The organism is Micromonospora sp. NPDC047557 (assembly GCF_043205095.1).
Taxonomy (GTDB): domain Bacteria; phylum Actinomycetota; class Actinomycetes; order Mycobacteriales; family Micromonosporaceae; genus Micromonospora.
Genome location: NZ_JBIDDK010000001.1, coordinates 1510178 through 1533071 on the forward strand (window position 1 = coordinate 1510178; position 22894 = coordinate 1533071).

Below are 22894 nucleotides of genomic sequence, written 5' to 3' on the forward strand. Positions count from 1 at the left end.
GGGCGATGGGCCACGAGTGACGTGCCCCCTGAGTCACAGTCGTGACTCAGGGGCACGTCGCCTCGGATGACTCAGCGGTGGGCTCAGCCGAACATCTCGTCGAGGAAGCCCTTGCGCTTCTTGTGCCGGTAGTGCCCGTGGTAGCCCTGGTGCGGCTGACCGTAGGCAGGTGCCGGCGGGTAGCCGTGCACGGGCGGCGGGGGCGGCGGCGGGGGGACCGCGCCGTAGCCGGGCTGGTGCTGCGCCGGGGCGTGCGGCGGCGGGTAGCCGCCCGGCTGCTGGACGGGCTGCGGCGGCGGGCCGCCGGCCTGCTGGCGGCTCCAGTTGGCCTCTGCCTCGAACAGCTTCTCCAACTCGCCGCGGTCGAGGAAGATGCCCCGGCACTCCCCGCACTGGTCGATGACGACACCGCTGCGCTCGTATTGACGCATCTCGCCGTGACACTTGGGACAGGTGAGGCTATTCATCACCCGACGGTACCTGGTCGAGCTAAGCGGTTGCTGTGAGCGCGTCGATGACCTCGTCGTCGGAGACCTCGTGGAAGTCGTCGTAGTAGACGCTCACCGCGCCGAAATCCGACGGGCGCTGCGCGCAGACGACCTGGTCGGCCTCGGCCGCCAGGAGTTCGTACGCCTCCTGCGCGCCGACCGGCACGGCCACCACCACCCGGCGCGCGCCGAGCCGGCGGACGACCTCGACGGCGGCGCGGGCGGTGGCGCCGGTGGCGAGACCGTCATCGACGATCACGGCGACGCGACCGGTGAGGTCCAGCGGTGGGCGACCGCCCCGGTAGAGCCGCTCGCGGCGCTCCAACTCGACCTGTTCGCGTTGGCTGACCTCGGCGATGTCGTCGCTGCTGAGGCGGCTGGCGATCGCGTCGTTGAGCACCTGCACGCCGGCCGGGCCGAGCGCGCCGAAGGCGACCTCCCGGGCCCAGGGCATGCCGAGCTTGCGAACGACCAGCACGTCGAGGGGGGCGCCGAGCCGTTCGGCGACGACCCGGGCCACCGGTACGCCGCCGCGGACGAGGCCGAGGACGACCGTGTCCGGTTCACCGACGAGGGCGGTGAGCCGCTCGGCGAGCACCCGGCCCGCCTCGGCGCGGTCGCGGTACGTGGTCATGCCTTCAGGTGTACGCCGTGCGGCGGCGTTTCGCCCGCCGGTTAGACCGATGTGGTCCGACCGGGCAGCCGGTCGGGCGTCGGGGTGGTCGGTGCGGCGTCCGGGCTGTGCAGGGCGGGTGCCCAGGTGAGCAGGGCCAGCGGGTACAGCAGGTACCCGAATCGGGTGGAGGGCATCAGCGCGATCGCGGCGAGGAGTCCGTACCCGCAGATCAGCGCGGTGGCGGCGGCCGTGCCCGGCGGGCGGCGCGCGAGTCGGACGGCGATGGCCACGCCGGCTGCGACCAGCAGGGCGGCGGCGATCAGCCGGCCACCGGGCAGCGTGGCGGCGATCAGCTGACCGGGGAACGGAGACTGCGCCGGGCTGGTGACCAGGCCGTGCCCGAGCGGGAAGCGCAGCACGTTCTCGGTAAGCGCGTCGCGGTCGACCAGCAGGGCCGGGAGCAGGGCGGCGACGGGTAACCCGATCGCGCCGGCCGCGACCCGGGCGCCGGCTCGCCGGTTCAGACCCCAGACGATCAGGACCAGGGCGATCGGCCAGGCGAACAGCTTCAGCGCGCCCGCCAACCCGACCGCGAGGCCGGCCCGGCCGGGCCGACCGGCGGCCGCGAGTGCGAGGGCCAGCAGGCAGAGTGCGAGTACGGGCATGTCGTCGCCGCCGGTGGCGAGGGTGAGCGCGCAGATCGGCAGGACGGTGGCGGCCTGCACGCCCCGCAGCAGCGCGGCATCGGACCGGTGCGCCCCGACGAGAGGGCCGCCGAGGGTGCCACGCGCGGCGCGCAGGGCGGCCACGGCCAGGGCGAGCGCCAGCGCGGTGCCCACCGCGAACCACACCCGGGCATCGGTCCACCAGGTGTCGGCGAGTGCCCGGGGCAGGCCGAACAGCGCCATGCCCGGTTGGTACGGCGTGTATCCGAGCAGTTGTTCACCGGCCGGCAGGGCGGCGATCGCGTCTCGGCCGAGGTACGGCGTGCCGTGCTCCAGCAGGCGGATGCCAGCCTGCTCGACGACCAGCACCTCCTCCTGCGCCCGGTCGGTGCGTCCGGTGGCCCGCTCGACGCTCTGCCAGAGCACGGGCAGCAGCGCGGTGCTCGCCCACGCGAAACCGGTCACCGCCCAGCGGGCCGGAAGGCCGGCCGGTCGGCTCGCCGGGTTGCGCCGACGCAGGAGGAGTTGAACGATCACCGCCAGCGTCGTGACCAGGTAGCCGACGGCGGCGACCGCACCCCAGGCGCGGTGCGGTAGCAGGGTCGACGTGACTGCGGTGATCGCCGCGAAGACGGCCGACACGGCGTAGAGGCCCAGGTCGAGGGCGAGCCCACCGGCGGCGGTGTCGAGCGTCCGCCAGCGGTGGCGGCGGGCGGTCGGGGCGTGGGCGATCACGGGCGCCAGTCTGGCAGACCTCGCTGCTCACCCGATTGTCCGCAGGGCTCGGGCCGGCCTCGGTCACACCCGGCGGCGGCTCCTCTGCTCGCCGTGTGGTGCTCGTGCCCCGCTCAGGCGGGGAGGTGGGGAAGGCGGTCGGGGCGGGAGCGCCCGGCCTGGCGGCGGGTCTGGCTCAGCCGGATCACCGCGCCGGTGTCGTGCAGCGGTGGCGCCAGAGTGCCGGGTTGGCCACCCGACCCGCGCTGCAACGCGGCGAGCAGGGTGCCGGCGGGCATCGGCCGGGCGAAGAGGTGGCCCTGGCCGGCCACGCAGCCCAACTCCCAGAGGGCGCGTCGTTGCGGCTCGCTCTCCACGCCCTCGGCGACCACCGCCAGGTCGAGGCTGCGGCCCAGGTCGAGGGTGGAGCGGATGACGGCCGCGGCCTCGGCGGAGCTCTCCATGGTCGTCACGAAGCTGCGGTCGATCTTCAGCTCGTGCACCGGGATCCGGGAGAGCAGAGAGAGCGAGGAGTAGCCGGTGCCGAAGTCGTCAAGCGCCAACCGCACGCCCTCGTCGCGTAGCCGGCTGAGCACCCGGTCGACCACGTCGAGTTGGCTGAGGGTCAACGTTTCGGTCAGCTCCAGCACCAGCCGGTCCGGCGGAAGGTCGTGGGCACGCAGCCGGGCCAGCACCGAGCCCGGGAAGCGTGCGTCGAGCAGGCTGCGCGGCGACACGTTGACCGCGACCGGTACGTCGAAGCCGGCGTCACGCCAGTTGGCCGCGGCGATCAGTGCCTGGTCGAGGATCGCCTCGGCGAAGGCCGGCAGCATTCCCGAACGCTCCACCGCCTCCAGGAAGCGCAGCGGATCGATCAGCCCGTGCGTGGGGTGGTGCCAGCGGGCCAGGGCCTCCGCGCTGGTCACCTCGCCGGTGCCCAGGTCGACGATCGGCTGGAAGTTGACGATGAACTCGTGGTCGGCGACGGCACGGGGCAGGTCGCCGCCGAGGGTGAGGCGGCTCAGGTCGGCGGTGTCCCGGGTCGGGGCGTACGAGGAGATCCGCTGCCCGGCTCGTTTCGCCTGGTACATCGCGACGTCCGCGCGGCGCAGCAGCTCGGCCATGCCGCCGCTGGCCGGGGCGACGGAGATCCCGCCGCTGGCCTCGACGCTGATGCGCATGCCGTCCAGCTCGAACGGCTCGTGCAGGGCGGCGAGCAGCGTCTCGGCCCGGTGCGCGGCCACCGCGGGGGCCGGCAGCCCGCGCAGGAGTACGGCGAACTCGTCACCGCCGAGGCGGGCCACCAGATCGCTGGACTGGGCGGCCCCGCGCAGCCGATCGGCGACCTGGACCAGCACCTGGTCACCGGCGGCGTGGCCGAGGGTGTCGTTGACCTCCTTGAAGTGGTTGAGGTCGATCAACACCAGTGCGGTCACCCCGTCGGCGTGCCGGGCACTGAGGTGCTCGGTGCCCCGGTCGAGGAGGTGCCGCCGGTTGGCGAGGTCGGTGAGCGCGTCGTGGGCGGCGGCGTACGCGTGCTCGTCGGCGACGCGGGCCAGCTCGGCGTACGCCTGGGCGTTGCGGACCGCCGTGCAGAGCGCCGAGGCGAAGGTGCGCAGGGTGTACTGCTCCCGCTCGGAAAGCTGCACCGGCCCACGGAAGCGCAGGCGCAGGACGCCGACGTCGACGGAGCGGTCGTGGCCTTCCAGCGGGGTGGGCACGACGGTGCCGTCCACGTCGGTGGACGTTCCGGTCGGTCCGTCGAAGGTGATGCCGCCGGTGCCGCCCCGAACGGTGCGGCCGCCGTCGCGCAGCTCGATCTCGACCTCGTCGGCGGAGAACAACTCGGCGGCCTGGGTGACGGCTGTGGTGAGCACGTTGTCCAGGTCGACCACGTTGAGCGCGTCGGTGGTGCGGGCGAGCCGCTGCCACGCCTGCTGCTCGGTGCGACCTCGGATGCGCGCGGAGTAGGCCAGGTGCAGGCTCAGGACCAGGGGCGGGACGGCCAGGAGCAGTCGAGGATCCTCCCGGAGGATGAGCAGAGTGAAGGCGGCCACCACGAACCGCACGGCGAAGCCGGCCAGCCGGAGGTCGAAGTGGTTACGGAACTGCCGGACGATGCGGGTGCCCGATGCCAGGGCGATGACCGGAATGGCCAACAGGTCGTCGAGGATCGCGGCGGTGAGGTAGACCGCCCCGAGGAAGAGGAAGAGGTCCCATAAGCCGTCGGGTGGCCAGCGCTCGCCGAGGAGGACGACCATCAGCGTCGTGCCGCCGGCCACGAGGGTGTGCTTTGCGATGCCGAACGCCGTCTTGATGGCGGTCAGCCGGGTGAGGATCGAGGCGCAGGCGATACCGACGCCGGTGGACAGGATTACCCAGGGCTGCGGGGCCAGCGCAAGCCCGAGAACGATAGCGGTCTCCACCCAGGCGAACGAGAAGGTCGTAGACCTGATGCGAAGGTTTGCCCGGACGACTGCCCCGGAGGCGATCATCAGGACGAGCGCCGCAATTGTCGAGAGGTCGCGCGCGCTGTCTGGTGGGTTGCGGCTTGTCGCGATCGCCGCGATCGTGGCGACGGCGCTTGCCAGCACCACCAGCACCCCGACGAGCGTCAGCAGACGGAGATCGAGATCCCTGCGACGACGCGTCGTCCGGCCCACTCAGCCTCACCCGTAACCCACAGTTGATATCCGCTGACGGGCAGCGTACCCCGCTGCTGGCGAGTCAGGTCCACTCGGTGCTACGCATTTGACACCCCTTCACGTTTGAGGATCTGCGTTGGGTGAAGCTGGATCAGGTCCACTCGGTGCTCTTACGCATCGTTCGACCCCCTTTGCCGCTACGCGGGGCTTTCGCGGGCGCCCCTCTTTCGTGGGGCTGAGACTAGGAGCACCGACGCGCAGAAGGGAATAATTAATGTCGGTATGCGCAACATTAGCCAAGCTGGCGTGGATATGTCACTTTCTGTCCGCGCTCCTGAGCGGAGCGCTCAAACCTGGCGTGGCCGGTCGGGACAGCATGGACATTGGCTCGCGAGTTGCAGGCTGCATTCAGTGTGGCGAGGATCGACTGCAGCCTCATCCGCACTTTGGGTTACTGCCGGAGGCGAACCGGGTCGTTTGTGGGCAGGTGCCGCACGCATCATTTCAGCTGATGCCGGGGTTTGCGATGTAGGCGGAGGTCGGAGTTGGCCCCGTAAGCTAGCTTCGTTGCGTGATCGACTGGATACGCCGTCGCGGTTGACGTTGGGGGGCGCGTGGACATTCGAGTTCTCGGCGGTCTCTCGGTGCAACTGCCCACGCGCACTTTGCACCTGGGGACGCCAAAGCAGCGGACGGTCTTCGCCATGCTCCTCCTTCACCCGGGTCAACTGGTGCCGGTGGACGATCTCGTCGACGAGTTGTGGATTGATTGCCCACCGCGATCAGCGGTTGCGAATGTGCTGAGCTATGCCGCCAATCTGCGTCGGACCTTCGAGGCTTTCCCGTCCGGCCGAGGCGTCATCGTGCGACAGCGGAACGGCTATCGGCTCGACGTGTCGCCTGAGCTGATCGACCTTTTCCGCTTCGAGTCGGACCGAAACGCCGGTCGGGAGGCGCTGGCGGCCGGCTGCCTGGATCAGGCTCGGGATCTGCTGGGTCGCGCGGTGGCGCGGTGGCGCGGCCCGATGCTCGCCGGCACCCCACTCGGGCCCGTCCTGACCGCCCGAGCTGTGGCCGCCGAAGAGGAACGCCTGTTGGCCACGGAACTCCTCGTCGATGCCCAACTGCGCTCGGGCCTGGACCACCTTGCAATTCCGTTGCTACGGGAGGTGGTCGCTCGTCACCCGCTTCGTGAGTCGGCGTACGTCCTGCTCATACGGGGCCTGCACGAGCGCGGGGACAACGCGGAGGCGCTCACCGCGTACGACGAGATCCGGACCCGGTTGACCACCGAGTTGGGGGTGGGGCCCGGGGTCGACATCGAAGAGTTGCGGCGCAGGATCGCCACCGCGAGTTCGAGCCACGTGTCAGCCGTCGCCTCGCGATCCGGAATCCGGCCAGGACGCTTCGCGTCGGCTGCGCCCGGCCTGACGGATGACGGCACAACCGACGAGCGGGTCCAGGTCAAGCCGGTGGATCATCTTCCCCGGGCGGTCGCCGACTTCGTCGGGCGGGAAGACGTGCTGGCGCGGCTGCTGGCGGAGACTCGGCGGGTCGAGGAGCGCGTGCCCGCCGTGCACATCATCGACGGCATGGCGGGCAGCGGTAAGACGGCGCTCGCCGTGTACCTGGCCCGCCAGCTCTCCATGCGTTATCCGGACGCGACGTTGTTCATCGACCTGTGCGGCCACGGTGCGAAGACCAGGGTCGAGCCCGCGAGCGCCCTGGTCACCCTGCTTCGTCAGCTTGAGGTACCGGCGGAGCGGATTCCGGTCGATTTCGACGCCAGGGCGGAGTTGTGGCGGCGTGAGCTGGGTCGCCGAAGGTCCGTGATCGTCTTGGACAACGCCGCGAGCAGCGAACAGATCCTGCCCCTGCTGCCGACGGAGCCGACCGCGGTCGTGCTGGTGACATCGCGGCGGCGTCTCTCCCATCCGGACGTCACGCCTTCGCAGACGCTGCCGGTCCTGAGCCTGAAGGAGAGTTCGGAACTTCTCGCGCTCAGTGTCGGTCGGGCACGTGTCGAAGCCGAACCGGAGGCTGCCGCCGAGGTGGTCCGTTTGTGCGGTCACCTCCCCCTGGCGATTCGGCTGGCGGGCGCCCGGCTGGCGCACCGGCGCGCCTGGCGGCTGGCGGACCTCGCCGCGCAGATGGCCGGCGCGACACCCGCGCTGCTCCAGCTGGCTGGCGAGAGCAGCACTGTCACCGGTGCGTTCGCCGCCTCCTACGAACCTCTCCCGGAGGCGACCAGGCGAGTGTTCCGGTTCCTGGGCCTGTACCCCGGCAATCGGTTCAGCCCTCCGGCCGTCGCCGCACTGACCGGCCTGACGGTGGCGGACGCTCGGGCGGCGCTGGATGACCTCGTCGACCGGAACCTGGTGGAGGACCTGGACTCGAGCCGGTATCGACTGCACGACCTCATGCGCCAGTACGCCGTGCAGCTGTGCTCGCGTACCGACTCCTCAAGCGCCCGGCGGCTCGCTCTGGCGCAGCTGCTCGACTTCACGCTGGAGGCGGCCCTGCGGGTCGCCGAGGCGCTGGAGCCCGGCTTCGTCAGGTCGCAGGTCATTCTCTTCCCGTTCGACCGGCCCGAGTTGATCGAGGCGATCGGGGAACCGACCGTCGAATGGTTGGAGACGGAGCGGACGGAGCTGGTGACGATGGTGTCGACAGCGCTGGAGTCGGGCTTCAACGAGCACGCCTGGCGGCTGGCGCGCGTTCTCTGGAGGTTCTGCTACATCCGCGGCTACTTCGAGGACATCATCGTGTCCCACCAGAAAGGGCTGGCTGCGGCCGAGGCGAGCAGAGACGTCACTGCGATGGGGTTGATGAACAACTACCTCGCCTCCGCCTACGTCCGGACCGGCGACAACCGCAGGGCGCTCGACCACCTGACTCGCGCGGTCGAGCTCTCCCGCACAACTCACGACCAGCTGAACACCGCGCGCTACCGCGCCAACCTCGCCGCTGTCTACTGGTCGAGCGGGCATCTGGCCGAGGCGGTGACGCTCGGTCAGGAGAGCCTGCGTGACTACAAGGGATACGGCAACGTCGGAACGCCGATGGTGCTTCCCAACCTCGGCATAGCGCTCACCGCGCTGGGCCGCTACCAGGAGGCGTTGCGGATACACCGCCGACACCTCGCGTGGGCCCGGACGAACTCCAACGAATTCCACGTGCTCAACGCCCTCAGCCACATCGGCGCCGTGCGCACAAGGATGGGCGATTTTCCGCAGGCGATCCGGATACTCCGGGCCTCGTTGGCGCTGCGTGACCGCACCGGCCACCGCTACGCCGAGGCGGAGGTGCGCAGTGACCTCGGAATCGCCTATCGCGGCCTCGGGCGACTGGCGGAAGCTCAGCAGCAGCATGAGATGGCCCGGGATCTCGCGGCTGATGTCGGGGAGCGTCACGTCGAGGCCGGCGCGTTCAACGAGCTTGGGCACACCCTGAGGGCGCGGGGGCGCCACGACGAGGCGGCCGAGATGCACCGGGTTGCCCTGCAGTTGGCGACCCGGATCTCGCATCCGTACGAGCAGGGGCGCGCACTGGCGGGCCTCGCGGAGCATTTCACTGCCGTCGACCCGGCGGAGGCGCGGCGGCACTGGGAGCGGGCGTTGGCGATCTTCCGCTGGATGGGCGTGCCGGAGCGCCGCGAGGTCGAGCGCCGCCTCGCCGAACTGGGTTCGGCCCTCGTCGACGTGGGACGTTGACCTGCCGGACGGCGCTTATCGATTTCTTATCGCCAAGCTCGGTAGCTTCTGGACCGTATCGGCGAACGGGGGAGGTTCTGCCCGTGGGCAGAACCGGGTCGTCGACACGCGCCCGCCGCCAGGTCCCCCCAGCGACCTCGGCGGCGGGTCCAGCGAGGGAAGGGCGCGGCCCGGTGAGCGCTGTCGCACCCGGCGAGTGCCGGGCCGCCGCCCTTCCGAGCACCGGGCGTCGTACCGCACCGATAGGCTCACGGCCGTGACCGAACCCGCGCAGCTCAGCCACGTCGACCGTGCCGGCGCGGCCCGCATGGTCGATGTCTCCGCCAAGCCGGTGACCGGCCGGGTGGCCGTCGCGGCGGGCCGTTTGCGCACCACGCCCGAGGTCGTCGACCTGCTGCACCGCGACGGGTTGCCCAAGGGTGACGCGCTGGCGGTCGGCCGGCTCGCCGGCATCATGGGGGCCAAGCGCACTCCGGAGCTGATCCCGCTCTGCCACCCGATCGCCCTGCACGGTGTCACCGTCGACCTGCGGCTGACCGCGGACACCGTGGAGATCACCGCCACCGCTCGCACGGCGGACCGGACGGGAGTCGAGATGGAGGCGCTCACCGCGGTCGCGGTCGCCGGCCTGGCGCTGATCGACATGGTCAAGGCGGTTGATCCGGCGGCCTCGGTGGAGGCGGTCCGGGTGCTGCGCAAGGAGGGCGGCAAGACCGGCGAGTGGGTCCGGCCGGAGGATCGGCCGTGATCCAGGCCCGGGTGATCGTGGCGTCCAACCGGGCCGCGGCCGGCGTCTACGCCGACACCAGCGGCCCGCTGCTCGTCGCCGGCCTACGCGAGTTGGGCTGTCAGGTCGACGAGCCGGTGGTGGTGCCCGACGGCGAGCCGGTCGGCGCCGCCCTGCGGGCCGCTCTCGACGACGGTGTCGACGTGGTACTGACCAGCGGCGGCACCGGGATCACCCCGTCCGACCGGACGCCGGACGTGACCCGGGCTCTGTTGGACTACGAGATCCCCGGCATCGCCGAGGCGATCCGGTCGCACAGTCGCGAGCGGGTGCCCACCTCGGTCCTGTCCCGGGGCCTGGCCGGGGTGGCCGGCCGGATGCTGGTGGTCAACCTGCCCGGCTCGACCGGCGGCGCTCGGGACGGGTTGGCGGTGCTCGGGCCGATCCTCGGCCACGCCGTCGACCAGCTTCGCGGCGGCGACCACTGATCGGTCCGCGCCGGCGACCACCGGCCGGTCCGCGCCGGCGACCACCGGCCGGTCCGCGCCCAGGCCCGGCGGGCGTCGGTCCGCCCCGATAGGCTCGGTCGGTGAGCACGGAAACCGCACCAACCGCGGACCGGGTCGCCGCGCCCCCGCCGGCAGGGTGGGAGGAGGCGCGGTCCCGGGTGTACGCGGTGGGTCTGGCCGCCGCGCTGCCTGCCGTCGCCCGGCCGTTGGTCGACACCGACGGGCTGACCCTGGCTGAGCCGCTGACCACCCGCACCGACCTGCCCGCGTTCCCCACCTCCAGCGTGGACGGCTGGGCGGTGCGCGGCACCGGGCCGTGGCGCGTCGTCGGGCGTGTGCTGGCCGGCAACACCCCCACGCCACTCGCCGAGGACGGCACAACCGTCGAGATCGCGACCGGGGCCATGGTGCCCGAGGGCGCCACCGCCGTGCTGCGCATCGAGGAGTCCACCGTCACGGGCGGCCTGGTCAGCGGCACGCCGCGGCCGACGCCGGAGTGGCGGCAGCCGGGCGAGGAGGCGTACGCCGATGAGGAGCTTCTGCCGGTCGGCACGCCTGTCGACCCGGCGGTGATCGGCCTGGCCGCCTCCTGCGGGCACGACACGCTGCGGGTCCGGCGGGCGCCGCGCGCCGCGCTGCTGGTCTTCGGGGACGAGTTGCTCACGGCCGGCCCGCCGGGGGCGGGCCGGGTGCGCGACGCGCTGGGCCCGGCGGTGCCCGCGTGGCTACGTCGGTACGGCTGCCACGTCCGCCCGTCGGACGTGGTGGGCCCGGTCGCCGACACGCTGCCCGCGCACGTGGCGGCGGTGCGCGCGGCGCTGACCAGCGCCGACCTGGTCTGCACCACCGGTGGCACGATGCACGGCCCGGTCGACCACCTGCATCCGACCCTGGAGGCGCTGGGCGCCGACTACGTGGTCAACACGGTGGCGGTCCGGCCCGGTTTCCCGATGCTGCTGGCCCGGCTGGCCGATCACGACGGGCGGGTCCGGTTCGTCGCCGGCCTGCCGGGCAACCCGCAGTCCGCCATCGTCGCGCTGGTGTCACTTGTCGCGCCGCTGCTCGCCGGGCTCCAGGGTCGCTCGATGCCGGTGTTGCCCCAGGCCACGCTGGCTGAGGCGGTGCCCGGGCGCGGCGACCACACCCATCTCGCGCTGGTGCGCCTGGACCGGGCCGCCGGCACGGCGTACCCGGTGCGGCACGTCGGGTCGGCGATGCTGCGCGGGCTCGCGGGCGCCGACGGGTTCGCCGTCATCCGACCGGGCACCAACGGTGCGCAGGGTGATCGGGTGCCGATCGTGCCGTTGCCGCTGCTGCCCGGGGAGCGGGCGTCGTGACCGCGCCGGCGATCACCGTCGTCGAGGTCACCGACCAGCCCCTCGACCTCGCCGCGCACGAGGCGGCGGTCGCCGACCGCCGGGCCGGCGCGGTCGTCTCCTTCCAGGGCGTCGTACGCGACCACGACCACGGGCGTCCGGTGGTGAGCCTGGACTACGAGGGGCACCCGAGCGCCGCGCAGGTGCTGCGCGAGGTGGCCGCCGAGATCGCCGCCGATCCCGACGTCTACGCGGTGGCCGTCTCGCACCGGGTCGGGCCGCTGGCCATCGGTGACGTGGCGCTGGTCGCCGCGGTGAGCACGGCGCACCGCGCCGCGGCCTTCGCGGCCTGCGCCCGGCTGGTCGACGAGGCCAAGGCCCGGTTGCCGATCTGGAAACGGCAGGTCTTCGCCGACGGCACCGAGGAATGGGTCAACTGTCCCTGACCGCTCAGCGGCGGCCGTTGACCAGCACGGCCCGGGCGAGCCGTTCGCCGTAGAACGCCGGCTCGGCGCCGGGCCGCCAGGGCAGCGCCGCGACCAGCACGATCAGCGCGAGGGCCAGCGAGTTCTCCATCAGCGCCCCGAACAGACCGTCCTGGTAGTGCGACACCTCCGGCAGTTGGTGCTCGTACGGCCAGATGGGCGAGATCAGGAAGAGCAGGTAGAGGCCGACGGCGGCGACGCCGTGCCGGAACCCGGTCAGAGTGGGATACCAGATCGGCGGGCGAAGACCGTTGAGCCCGCTCAGGCCACCGAATGCGGCGCCCTGGCCGGTGCGCTGCCCCAGACCCCTGCTCGCCTCCCGTCGACGGACGGCGGCGTCGGCCAGCACGATGATCGCCGGGATCACCCAGACGAGGTGGTGCGTCCAGGAGATCGGGCTGATCACGTTGGCGGTCAGGCCGACCAGCGTGAACGCGGTCAGCTCGTCACCGTCGGCGCGTGAGCTGGCCGCCCGGGACAGACCCACCGCCAGGATCAGCACCGAGAAGGCGAGCCAGAGCAGCCCGGGAGTCTCGATCGAGTCGTACAGCCGGGCCAGCAGGCCGGCGAGCGACTGGTTCGGCGTCATGTCGGCCGCGCCGACCCGCTCGGTCTGCCAGAGCACGCTGCCGAAGTACGTCCGCGACTCGTCGCCGACGATCGCGAAGGTCCCGATCGTCACGCCGATCGTGGTGCCGATCGCGGTGGCCGCCACCCGCCACTGGCGGGTGATCAGCAGGTAGGCGATGAACAGCGCCGGGGTGAGCTTCACCGCCGTGGCCAGGCCGATGCCGGCGCCCGCCCAGGCGCCACCGTAGAGGAAGCGCAGCAGCGGGCCGTCGGTCGCGGCGTAGTGGGTGCCTCGGCGCGAGCGCCACCGCAGCCCGATCAGATCCGCCATGATCAGTGCGAACAGCAGGAGGTTGACCTGGCCGTAGCCCAGCGTCTCCCGGCTGGGCTCGATGGCGAGCGCGAGCGGCACCGCCAGGGCCACGGTGAACCACAGTGGCCAGGCCAACCGGTCCACGATGGGGCGCAGCAGTCCGGTCAGCACCAGTGTCAGCGCCGCGATGCTGGCGAGGGCGTTGACCATCCCCGCCGCGTCGATCGGCAGCTGCGCCATGGGCAGCATGACGAGCCCGGCGAACGGTGGGTAGGTGAAGCCGAGCGTGGTGCCGGGCGCGATGAACTCGTAGAGCTCATGACCGCTCGCCCACCACACCACCGCACCGTGGTAGATCTTCATGTCGAAGAAGTTGTACGGTCGCCCGAACTCACCGATGGCGAGCCATGCGGCATAGGCGACGGCGGCCACGATGGCGCCCCGTACGACGTTCCTGCGATCGATCCCCCGCGTCATGCGTTGAACTGGGGCGAGGCGGTCCGCCCGTCTACCGACAGCCGTCGGCATGGCGTGGCCACCCCCGTACCAAGGTCGTCCTACCCGTCCAGGTCCTGCACGGAGCCTAGAACGGCGCCTCACGTCAGTGCCTCCCGCGTTATGCGACCGTGTCCGATCCCACACATGTTTTTGACATTTCCACCGCGTTAACGCCTACCGGGTGGTTCAGGTAATTCGTGGCCTTAGCGGGGGGTGGGGGTGACACCGAAGCAGATCGAGGCAGGTCAGCCGGGGAGTCGACGCGCGGTGGCCGCTGACCGGACGGCGATCCGGGCCTCGCGGCGGGCGGTACGGACGGCGCGCTGCATGGAACGTCGAGAGTGGCCGATGCGGTGACCCGTACGCCAGCGGATGCCCGGCTTGCCACCGGTGTCGGCGGCGGCGAGCAGGAGGCCGCCGAAGAGCCCGAGATTCTTCAGGGTGTGGATCTCGTTGTTGTTCTTGGCGATCGGGTCGTCGTTCTTCCAGAACGGATGCCCGGCGAGGGTGACCGGCACCAACGTGCCGGCGAGAACCAGCGCGGCGGGCCGGCTGAACCGCCCGGTGGCCAGCATCAGCCCGGCGCCGACCTGCACCGCCGCGTTGAGTCGGATCAACGTCTCGGTCTCGGTGGGGAAGTTCGGGTGCGCCTTCTGCAGGAGCGGCGCGACCCGGTCGGTGACCGGCTTGGCGGTCTCCGCGAGCCGGTGGGGGTTGCGGAAATTGCGGTACCCGCTGACCACGAAGATGCCGCTCAGCATGGCGCGGGCAAGGGAGCGTACGGGCGTCATGGATCAGTCATACCCCGTCGGGGCGTTTGCTACCCCGGCAACCGCCGGATCCGGATCGGTCGGTGTGCACGTGCGCCACGCCGATTCGAGCGACCATCGCTGATGGACGGGCCGTCACGGGTAACGTCGCGCGGGTGACGACGCTGCGGCTCCGCCCCGAAGGCCCGGCCGATACCGGCCCGGTGCGTCGGGTGCTGGCCTCGGCGTTCGCCCGACCGGACGTGCAGACGCCGCCGGAGGTGGGGCTGGTCGACGACCTGCGCGGCACCGACGCCTGGCTACCCGAGCTGGCCATGGTTGCCGAGTACGGCGGCGAGGTCGTCGGATACTCGCTGCTCACCCGGGTGCGGGTGCGGCCCGATGGCGGTGCCGTCGCGCCGGCCCTGGCGCTCGGGCCGGTGGCGGTCGCGCCGCACCGACAGCGGGTCGGGCACGGCAGCGCGGTGGTGCAGGCCGCCCTGGACGCCGCCACCGAGTTGGGCGAGCGGCTGGTCGTGGTCCTCGGTGACCCGGCCTTCTATCGCCGCTTCGGCTTCGGACCGGCCGCGGAGCTGGGCCTCACCAGCCCGTGGGCCGGGCTCGGGGAGCCCTGGCAGGCGCTGGTGCTGCCGCCGTCCACCAGTGAGGAGGGTCCACCGCCGCGTGGCGAGGTGGTCTTCCCGGCGCCCTGGTCCAGGGTATGAACGCGCTGACGGGCGCGGCGGTCAGGTTGGCTGGGTGCGCAGGTACCGGCCGAAGTGCGGAACGGTGAAGGCCACCGTGCCCCGTTCGCCGGAGTAGATGAGCCCCTTCTTGATCAGCGCGTCGCGGGCCGGGGAGAGGCTGGCCGGCTTCCGGCCGAGAGCGCGGGCGATCTCGGAGGTGGGCACCGCGGCGTCCATGTCGTCACGGGCCACGCCGCCGGCCTCGCCCTCTACCAGGGACAGCGTGGCCATCGCCCGCATGTATTCGCGCTCGGCCGGGGTGGCCCGCTCGAACCGGGAGCCGAAGAAGCCGACCGCCAGCTCGGCCTCGGCCTCGGGGGCGGCGACCCGGACGTCGGCGGCGGTGATCGGCGACCGTGGCGCATGATCCCAGGTCGCCTTCCCGTACGCCTGGACGAAGTACGGGTAGCCGCCGGACTTCTCGTAGAGCAGGTCGAGCGCCTTCTGCTCGTACTCCACCTCCTCGCGCTCGGCCGGCGCGCAGAGCGCCTGGTCGGCGGCGATCCGATCGAGCCGGTCGATGCGCTGGTAGCGGAAGAGCCGCTCCGAGTACGACTTGGCGGCGCTGAGCACGGCCGGTAGGTGCGGCAGCCCGGCGCCGACGACGATCAGCGGCGCACCGATCTGGGACAGCTCGTGGCAGGCGGCGCAGAGCGCGGAGACGTCCTCCGGCCCGAGGTCCTGCATCTCGTCGATGAAGAGCGCGACGCCGGTGCCCACGTCACTGGCCACGGCGGCGGCGTCGCTGAACAGCTCGACCAGGTCGATCTCGATGTCGCCGGAGTCGGCCCGGCCACTGGCGGCGGGCACATCGATGCCGGGTTGCCACCGGTCGCGCAGCTTCGACGGGGCTCCGGCACGGCCGGTCGGTGTGGACCGCTGGGCGAACGCCTTGAGCACCCCGAGGAAGGCGTCGATCCGGTCCGGGGCGCGGTGCCGGGGGGCGAGTTCGCGGACCGCCATGTGCAATGCGGCGGCGACCGGGCGGCGCAGGGACTGGTCCGGGCGAGCCTCGATCTTGCCGCTGCCCCAGAGCCGGTTGATCGCCTGGGAACGCAGGGTGTTCAGCAGGACGGTCTTGCCGACGCCGCGCAGGCCGGTGAGCATGAGGCTGCGTTCGGGTCGACCGCGGGCGATGCGCTCCAGCACGATGTCGAAGACGTCCAGCTCCCGCCCCCGCCCGGCGAGTTCGGGCGGGCGCTGGCCGGCGCCCGGGGCGTACGGGTTGCGGACCGGATCCACGCATCGCAGAGTATCGGGCCCTCTAGCTGCGAAGCTAGATATGGATAGATGAGGCTACCGGCGTGTTGCGGCCGTCGAGATAAAACTAGGGCTGTCTAGCGTCCACGCTAGACAGCCCTAGTTTGCGCAAGGATCACCGCTTCTTCAGGCAGAGCACGTAATCGAACACGTCGATCGCGTTGTCGTGCACGTAGTTCGCCGTCGCCTGCGGCGCGAGGGTCTCGCACCGGTCCCCGTCGGTGGTCGCCGGGATGCGCAGCAGCACCTGGTAGGTGTTCGGGCCGCACGGCACCTTGCGCAGGTCCGCGTCGTCCTCGCTGCCGTCGTTGACCACGCAGTCCCCCTTGGCGAACTCCTCCTCGTCCGGGGACGGCAGGACGGGGCTCGGGGCGTCGCTGGGCAGGCCCGGTGGGACGACAGGTGCGCTCAGCGACGGGGCTGGCGCGGCAGAGTCGCTGTCGCTGTCGGCGACCTTCCACGCCGCCCAGCCGACGAGGCCGAGACAGGGACAGAGCAGGAGCAGGACCACAAGCGCGACGATGAGGGCGATCTTCCCGCCGCTCCTCTTCGCCGGCGGGGCGGGTGGCATCCCGTACCCGCCGGGCGCCTGCGGAGGCCACGGCGCCGCCGGCTGGCCGGGGGCGGGCCCGGCGGGTGGGAACGGCCCCGGCGGTGCGTCCCACTCCGAGGGCTGCGGCGGCGGACCCCACTGCGCAGGCTGCGGCGGCGGGCCCCACTGCGCCGGCTGCGGCGGCGGACCCCACTGCGGTGGCTGCGGTGGCGGCGGACCCCACTCGGGGACGGTCGGGTCGACCGGGGGCGGGCCATCGGGGCCGGTCGGCGGGCGCTGGTACGGGTCGTCCGGCTGCCCGGAACCCGATGGTCCGTAGGTCGTCATGTCATCCCCAGGGGGTGGGTGGTCAGCGCTGCTTCAGGCAGAGGACGAAGTCGAGGGTGTCCAGCTCGCTGTCGAAGAAGTACCAGTTGGTGTAGCCGTCGACCTTGGCGCACTTCGCCTCGGCGTCGCGTTCGCCGCTGGTCGCGCCGTCGATCCGGCGCAGCACCTCGTACGACTTCGCCGTGCAGCCGCTGATCAGCAGCTTGGGCTTGCCGCCGGCCGCCCCGTCGTTGCGCACACACTGGCCGACCTTGACGAACCGCGGGTCGGCCGACGACTCCGGCGCGGCGGCGCTCGGCACCGGCTCGGCCGGCTCGGTCACGTCCGCGCTGGGCGCCCCGACACCTGCCGAACCGGTCGGCGCGGCCACCGGGGCGGCCGGGTCGTCGGACCGGCCGAGAAACCAGTACGCGCCGCCACCGGCCAGCGCCAGCAGCACCACGACGGCCACCACCGCGATCAGCGGCCCTCTGCCGCGCCCGGACGGGCCGGGTGCGGGGTCGCCGCCGTACGGGCCGTCATCGGGCCGGAGCGGCACCCCGCCGTACGGCGGGTTCGCCTCGGTCGGCCGGTACGCGCCACCGTAGGGCGCCCCGGCCTCCCCGCCGTACCGTCCGCCGCCGTAGGGCGCACTGGACGGCTCAGCCCCGTACGGTGTCCCGCGCTCGCCGCCGTACGAGGGCCCGTCGCCGTACGAGGGCCCACCACCGTAGGGCCTCGCCGGTACGCCGCCGTACGGACCGTCGCCGTAGGACCCGGGTCGCTCCGCAGGGGCGGGCGGGTAGGACTGGACCGTCGGCGGGTAGGGCTCGGAGTCCGACGGATAGGGCTGCTGCGGCGGCCGGCCGGGCGTCTCGTCGGGCCGTTGCCCACGCCACGGGCCTCGAAAGCCCTCACCCGGTGGTCCGTAGTTCGTCATGCCGCCCTCCTGCACATCTGGTGAGAGGCCGGCCACCAATGCGCGACGCCGACTCCGAGGTCACCGTAGCGTGGTCCACCGATGAGCTCATCTCCACCGAGCGCCGCCGCCCTGCCCGGCCGCCGCGCCGCCGCCAAGCCAGCCCTGGTCTGGACCGCGTTGATCGTGGTCTACCTGCTCTGGGGGTCCACCTATCTGGCCATCCGGGTCGCGGTGGAGACGCTGCCGCCGCTGCTGTCGGCCGCCCTGCGGTTCGCCGTCGCCGGCCTGGTGCTGGCGGTGGTGCTGCGGTTGCGCCGTGGGCCGGGCGCGCTTCGCGTGCAGCGTCGGCAGCTGGGCTCCGCCGCGCTGGTCGGTGTGCTCCTGCTCGCCGGTGGCAACGGCCTGGTGGTGCTCGCCGAATCCGGGCCGCCCGGGGTGGCGGTGCCGTCCGGAATCGCCGCGCTGCTGGTGGCGACCGTTCCGCTGCTCGTGGTGCTCCTGCGCTCCGCCACCGGCGACCGGCCTGGAGTCTGGACGTTCGCCGGGGTCACGTTCGGCTTCGTCGGTCTGGTCCTGCTGGTGCTGCCCACCGGCAGCGCGGACGCGGTGCCGCTGGTCGGCGCGCTGACGGTGGTGGTGGGGGCCATCGCGTGGTCGGTCGGGTCGTTCCTGTCGGGACGGATCCCGGTGCCCGCAGACCCGTTCGTCGGCACGGTGTACCAGATGGTGGCCGGCGCGGTGGCGCTGGCCGTTGTCGCCGCCGGCCGGGGCGAGCTGAGCGAGTTCCACCCGGCGGCGGTCAGCACCCGGTCCTGGCTGGCGTTGGGCTACCTCATGGTGGCCGGCTCGCTGGTGGCCTTCACCGCGTACGTCTGGCTGCTGCAGAACGCGCCGATCTCGCTGGTCTCGACGTACGCGTACGTGAACCCGGCGGTCGCGGTGGCGCTCGGGGCGCTGCTGGTGGCCGAGCCGATCACTGGGCGGGTGCTGCTCGGCGGGGCGGTCATCGTCGCCGGGGTGGCCCTGGTGGTGAGCACGGAACGCCCGCGCCGGACGGCGCGGACGGTCGACCACCGGTAGCGTCCGGCAGATGTCGGCCGAGGCGCTGGTGGGGGTGGCGTTGCTCGGTGGGGTGGTCGGATTCGTCGTACACCCATTGGCCCGGCGCTTCACCACCCGGCCGGCGCTGCCTGCACGCGGCGCGTGGGTCTGGCTCGGACCGCCGCTGGCGGCCACGGTGTTCGTGGGGCTGGCCATCGCGCAGAGCGACGACCCGGCGCTGCCGGTCCTCCTCGCGGTGGCGGCGGTGGGGTTGGTGCTGGCCGTTGTCGACCTGGCCTGCCTGCGGCTGCCCGACCCGCTGGTCGCGGCGGCCGGGCTGCTGGCCCTCGGGGGTCTGAGTGCTGCGGCGCTGCTGTCCGGCGCTCCCGGCCGGCTGCTCGGCGCGGTGGGAGGTGCGGCGGTCTCCGGCGCGGCGCACGTGCTGCTGGCCCTTCTGCCCGGCTCCCGGCTGGGTTTCGGGGACGTGAAACTCGCCGCAGTCCTCGGCCTGCCGCTCGGTTGGCTGGGCCGGGACGCCCTGCTGGCGGGGCTGCTCCTGCCGCATGTGCTGCACGGCGGCCTGGTCCTCGGTCTGCTCGCCGCCCGGAAGGTGCATCGGAACACCCTGCTGCCGCTCGGCCCAGCCCTGCTGGCCGGCGCCTGGCTCGGTGCCCTCCTCGGCTGATCCCATCGGACACCGCAGCGGCCCGCAGCCGCCCGTGCCCGCCATCCTCGGTGACCGTTGCCCGAATGAGCGCCATACCTCACAGGAATATTTATGACTCTCAGGTATGGCGCTCATCGAGACGAGTCGGTCCTCGGCGTGCCACGCGAGGCCAGTCGGACCGAGCGGCTCAGATCAGGCGGAGTTGGCGGTCCTTGGGGCGGCGCGGCTCGGTTTCGCCGAACCGCTCGAACAGGCCCGGGTCGATCGCGGCGAGGAACGGCGAGGGTGCGCAGTCACGTTCCACGCCGTGTCGGGTCCGGCGGGCGGCGTGGCTGACGTACAGGCGGTCCTGGGCCCGGGTCAGGCCGACGAAGAGGAGCCGGCGTTCCTCGGCGACCGCGTCCTCGTCGGGTGTCGAGCCCGGCCAGCGCAGCGGCAGCAGCCCGTCCTCGACGCCGACCAGGAAGACCACCGGGAACTCCAGGCCCTTCGCGGCGTGCAGGGTGAGCAGGGTGACCGCCTCGGCGCGCGGGTCGAGCGCGTCCACCTCCGCGCCGGTTGCCAACTGCGACAGGAACGTCTCCAGGTCGTCTCCGCAGCGGCGGGCCAGCGGGGTCAGCAGGTCCACCGCCGAGCGGACGTCGTCGGGACGGACCGTGCTGCCGGCGCCGTCCAGGGTGGGCACCGCGAAGCGCTCGGCGACCACCTGGCCGGCCAGGCGCACCCGGGCGGCCAGCGAGCCGGCCAGCCCGTCGGCGTGCCGCAGCTCGCGGGCGATGGCCGCCACGCCGGGCCGGTCCCGCAGTCGGTCGTGCGAGCGCTTCTGAACCGGGATGTTGGCCCGGGTCAGGGCGTCCACGATCGGGGCGGCCTGCGCGTCGGTGCGGTACAGCACAGCGATGTCGGAGAACGACAGCGAGGTGGACCGGCCGTCGATCCGGCCCGAGTCCAACGAACGGTGGGACAGGCCGCCGACCAGCTCGTCGACGGTACGGACCACGAAGTCGGCCTCCTCGGCCACCGACGCCGCCGGGTACCGCCCGACGAGTGGGGCTTCCGGGTCGAGTCGGGCCGGGTCCAGCCGCCGGCCCCGCACCAGCGAGGACGGTGCGATGGCCTGCACGGCGGCGGCCAGGATGGGCGCGGACGAGCGGTAGTTGCGGTTGAGCCGGACCAGACGGGCGTCCGTGAAATCCTGCGAGAAGCGCAGGAAGTAGCCGACGTCGGCGCCTCGGAACGAGTAGATCGCCTGATCCGGGTCACCGATCGCGCAGAGGTTGCCGTCGGCGGGGCTGAGCAGCCGCAGCAGCTCGTACTGCACCGCGTCGACGTCCTGGTACTCGTCGACGAAGATCCACTGCCAGCGGTCCCGGTACCGCTCGACCAGCTTCCGGTCGGCCCGCAGCAGCTCCACCGGGAGACTCACCAGCTCGTCCAGGTCGACCAGGTCCTGCTTGCGCAGCAGCGCCGTGTAGCCGTCGAGATCGTCGCCGGCCTCCGACTTCGCCGCCGCCCGCTCGGCGTCGTCGGCGATCCGGAACCCGGCCGGCAGGCCCGCCGCGTCGGCGTTCTCCCGGAGGATGGTCAACCCCAGCGCGTGGAACGTGCCCACGGTGACGTCCTCGGCGACCGGGCCGAGCAGACCGTCGAGGCGGTGCCGCAGCTCCTCGGCGGCCCGTCGGGTGAACGTGATCGCGAGGCAGTGCTCGGGAAAGACGTTCAGCTCCGCGCACAGGTACGCGATCCGGTGGGTCAGCGTCCGGGTCTTGCCGGTGCCCGGGCCGGCCACGATGAGCAGTGGCCCACCGGGCGCGGACGCCGCCACCCGCTGCATGGCGTCCAGCCGGTCCAGCAGGCCGGTGCCGACCTCCTCCATGCCGGAGAGCATCGGCTCGAACGGTTCGTGCGGTGACGGCGGCGACGCGATCGGCGGCGCGGGCGCCGGGGTCGGCTTGCGCTTCGGTTCCGCCTTGGCCGCCGGGCGCTTGGCCGTGGCCTTGGCCGCCGGCTCCGCGGGTCGTCGCTGCGCCGGCACGGGTACGTCGAACAGCGTCTCCTGCGAGCCCAGTTCCGCCGGATCGAACAGCGTGATCACCCCGTACTCGCCGTCGTAACCCGGCACCCGGCGTACGTCGCCCCGCCGCAGCCGCCCGATGCCCTCCGCCAGCAGTTCGCCGCCGGCCTGCGCGATGTCCGACAACGGCGTCGTGGTCAGGATCTCCAACTCGGGGCCGAGCGCGGCGAGCAGCTCGTTGAGTCGCCCCTCGACCTTCTTCGACCGGGCACCCACCTTGTTGATCTCGCCAAGGATCTCGGCGAGCGGCACCAGGTGGGTGACCTCGCGGGCATGCGCCGGACGGTGCCCCTCGGGACGGTCGGCCAGCTCCTCGATCCTGCTGAGGACGCCCACGGTGAGCGGCTTGCCGCACTCGGGGCAGCGCCCCCCGGCGGCCCGGGTGCGCTCCGGGGACCAGTTGACCCCGCAGAGCCGGTGCCCGTCCGCGTGGTACTTGCCCTCCTCCGGGAAGAACTCGATGGTGCCGGCCAGGCCGTCGCCGGTGCGCAGCGCCTCCCGGACGGCGAAGTAGTCCCGCTCGGCGGTCAGCACGGTGGCCTCCCGGCCCAGGGCCGGCGGCGAATGCGCGTCCGAGTTGGAGACCAGTTGGTAGCCGTCCAGGCTGCCGACGCGCCAGTTCATGGCCGGGTCGGACGACAGGCCGGTCTCCACGGCGAAGATGTGCTCGGCCAGGTCGGCGTAGCAGTCGGCGATCGCGTCGAAGCCGGACTTCGAGCCCAGCGCGGAGAACCACGGCGTCCAGATGTGCGCCGGGACGAGATAGCCGTCCGGGCTCGCTTCGAGGGTGATCTCCAGCAGGTCCCGCGAGTCCAGGCCGAGGATCGGTCGGCCGTCGGAGCCGAGGTTGCCGATCCGGCCGAGCGCGGTGTTGAACCGGGCCACCGCTTCCAGGTCGGGCAGGTAGATGAGGTGGTGCACCTTGCGGGTCCGGTCGTCCCGCTTGTAGATGGTGGAGATCTCCACGCTCAACATGAACCGGACCGCGTCGGCGTCGGTCGTGCCGGCGAGTCGCGGCGGCAGCCGGCGGGCGATGTCGCGCTCCGCCTCCGGGGCGAGCCGGTAGAGCCCCGGCTCGGCCGGCCGCAGCGTCTCGGTCAGGTGGTCGTACCAGGCGGGGTGGGTGAAGTCGCCGGTGCCGAGCAGGGCGATGCCCTTGCGCCGCGCCCACCACCCGAGGGTCGGCAACGTCAGGTCACGGCTGCACGCGCGCGAGTACTTCGAGTGGATGTGCAGGTCCGCGACGAAGGGCGGGAGGCCACCGGGGGGTACGGCGCTGAACGGGGGCACGCCGCATCCTGTCACGCCCGCCGCGCG

At 72.5% G+C, this 22894-nt stretch carries 18 protein-coding genes; 8 read left to right on the forward strand and 10 right to left on the reverse strand.

The window, feature by feature from the left end; all coding sequences use genetic code 11:
* Positions 1-83 precede the first annotated feature (83 nt).
* The 4 genes from ACGGAQ_RS07095 to ACGGAQ_RS07110 form a co-directional block, all read right to left on the reverse strand.
* Positions 84-467 (reverse strand): zf-TFIIB domain-containing protein, encoded by a 384-nt coding sequence (locus ACGGAQ_RS07095; protein ID WP_393045351.1) that lies wholly within the window; start codon positions 465-467, stop codon positions 84-86.
* A gap of 22 nt (positions 468-489) precedes the next feature.
* The gene (locus ACGGAQ_RS07100) at positions 490-1122 is read right to left on the reverse strand and encodes a phosphoribosyltransferase (protein WP_393045353.1); all 633 of its coding nucleotides are present in this window, start codon (positions 1120-1122) and stop codon (positions 490-492) included.
* Positions 1123-1163: 41 nt separating this feature from the next.
* Positions 1164-2504, reverse strand: coding sequence for a glycosyltransferase 87 family protein (locus tag ACGGAQ_RS07105; RefSeq protein ID WP_393045355.1), 1341 nt, complete (start codon positions 2502-2504; stop codon positions 1164-1166).
* A 113-nt stretch (positions 2505-2617) separates the two neighbouring features.
* The gene (locus tag ACGGAQ_RS07110) at positions 2618-5146 is read right to left on the reverse strand and encodes a putative bifunctional diguanylate cyclase/phosphodiesterase (RefSeq protein WP_393045357.1); all 2529 of its coding nucleotides are present in this window, start codon (positions 5144-5146) and stop codon (positions 2618-2620) included.
* A gap of 719 nt (positions 5147-5865) precedes the next feature.
* Between ACGGAQ_RS07110 and ACGGAQ_RS07115 the strand changes: the two genes are divergently transcribed.
* From ACGGAQ_RS07115 to ACGGAQ_RS07135, 5 genes are all read left to right on the forward strand, one after another.
* Positions 5866-8841 (forward strand): tetratricopeptide repeat protein, encoded by a 2976-nt coding sequence (locus ACGGAQ_RS07115; protein WP_393045359.1) that lies wholly within the window; start codon positions 5866-5868, stop codon positions 8839-8841.
* 256 nt (positions 8842-9097) lie between these two features.
* Positions 9098-9589, forward strand: a complete 492-nt coding sequence (gene moaC / locus ACGGAQ_RS07120) for a cyclic pyranopterin monophosphate synthase MoaC (protein ID WP_354855775.1) — start codon at positions 9098-9100, stop codon at positions 9587-9589.
* Positions 9586-10056 carry a molybdenum cofactor biosynthesis protein B gene (locus tag ACGGAQ_RS07125; protein WP_393045361.1) on the forward strand — a complete coding sequence of 157 codons (471 nt, stop codon included), beginning with the start codon at positions 9586-9588 and terminating at the stop codon, positions 10054-10056. Before moaC ends, ACGGAQ_RS07125 begins: the two co-directional genes overlap by 4 nt.
* 101 nt (positions 10057-10157) lie before the next feature.
* Complete coding sequence (locus tag ACGGAQ_RS07130) at positions 10158-11414, forward strand: molybdopterin molybdotransferase MoeA (protein ID WP_393045363.1); 1257 nt, start codon at positions 10158-10160, stop codon at positions 11412-11414.
* Complete coding sequence (locus ACGGAQ_RS07135) at positions 11411-11839, forward strand: molybdenum cofactor biosynthesis protein MoaE (protein WP_354855778.1); 429 nt, start codon at positions 11411-11413, stop codon at positions 11837-11839. Before ACGGAQ_RS07130 ends, ACGGAQ_RS07135 begins: the two co-directional genes overlap by 4 nt.
* Before the next feature lie 4 nt (positions 11840-11843).
* Here ACGGAQ_RS07135 and ACGGAQ_RS07140 read toward each other — a convergent pair whose 3' ends face one another.
* Together ACGGAQ_RS07140 and ACGGAQ_RS07145 are read right to left on the reverse strand one after the other, a co-directional pair.
* On the reverse strand, positions 11844-13289 hold the full coding sequence (locus ACGGAQ_RS07140; protein WP_393045366.1) for a glycosyltransferase 87 family protein: 1446 nt from the start codon (positions 13287-13289) through the stop codon (positions 11844-11846).
* A 215-nt stretch (positions 13290-13504) separates the two neighbouring features.
* Positions 13505-14050, reverse strand: coding sequence for a DoxX family protein (locus ACGGAQ_RS07145; protein ID WP_354855780.1), 546 nt, complete (start codon positions 14048-14050; stop codon positions 13505-13507).
* A gap of 134 nt (positions 14051-14184) precedes the next feature.
* On the opposite strand from ACGGAQ_RS07145, the gene ACGGAQ_RS07150 reads away from it, so the two are divergent.
* Positions 14185-14733 (forward strand): GNAT family N-acetyltransferase, encoded by a 549-nt coding sequence (locus ACGGAQ_RS07150; protein ID WP_393045368.1) that lies wholly within the window; start codon positions 14185-14187, stop codon positions 14731-14733.
* Between the two features lie 21 nt (positions 14734-14754).
* Here ACGGAQ_RS07150 and ACGGAQ_RS07155 read toward each other — a convergent pair whose 3' ends face one another.
* The 3 genes from ACGGAQ_RS07155 to ACGGAQ_RS07165 form a co-directional block, all read right to left on the reverse strand.
* Positions 14755-15996: an AAA family ATPase gene (locus ACGGAQ_RS07155; RefSeq protein ID WP_393045370.1), complete on the reverse strand. Its 1242-nt coding sequence runs from the start codon at positions 15994-15996 to the stop codon at positions 14755-14757.
* 133 nt (positions 15997-16129) lie between these two features.
* Positions 16130-16585, reverse strand: coding sequence for a hypothetical protein (locus ACGGAQ_RS07160; protein ID WP_393045709.1), 456 nt, complete (start codon positions 16583-16585; stop codon positions 16130-16132).
* 331 nt (positions 16586-16916) lie between these two features.
* Complete coding sequence (locus ACGGAQ_RS07165) at positions 16917-17432, reverse strand: hypothetical protein (protein ID WP_393045711.1); 516 nt, start codon at positions 17430-17432, stop codon at positions 16917-16919.
* A 462-nt stretch (positions 17433-17894) separates the two neighbouring features.
* Here ACGGAQ_RS07165 and ACGGAQ_RS07170 point away from each other — a divergent pair, with 462 nt between their 5' ends.
* Both ACGGAQ_RS07170 and ACGGAQ_RS07175 read left to right on the forward strand, forming a co-directional pair.
* A complete protein-coding gene (locus ACGGAQ_RS07170) occupies positions 17895-18875 on the forward strand; it encodes an EamA family transporter (protein WP_393045372.1) in 981 nt (326 codons plus the stop codon).
* Positions 18876-18885: 10 nt separating this feature from the next.
* A complete protein-coding gene (locus ACGGAQ_RS07175) occupies positions 18886-19521 on the forward strand; it encodes a prepilin peptidase (RefSeq protein ID WP_393045374.1) in 636 nt (211 codons plus the stop codon).
* Between the two features lie 169 nt (positions 19522-19690).
* Here ACGGAQ_RS07175 and ACGGAQ_RS07180 read toward each other — a convergent pair whose 3' ends face one another.
* Positions 19691-22867, reverse strand: coding sequence for a UvrD-helicase domain-containing protein (locus tag ACGGAQ_RS07180; protein WP_393045376.1), 3177 nt, complete (start codon positions 22865-22867; stop codon positions 19691-19693).
* Positions 22868-22894: the final 27 nt, after the last annotated feature.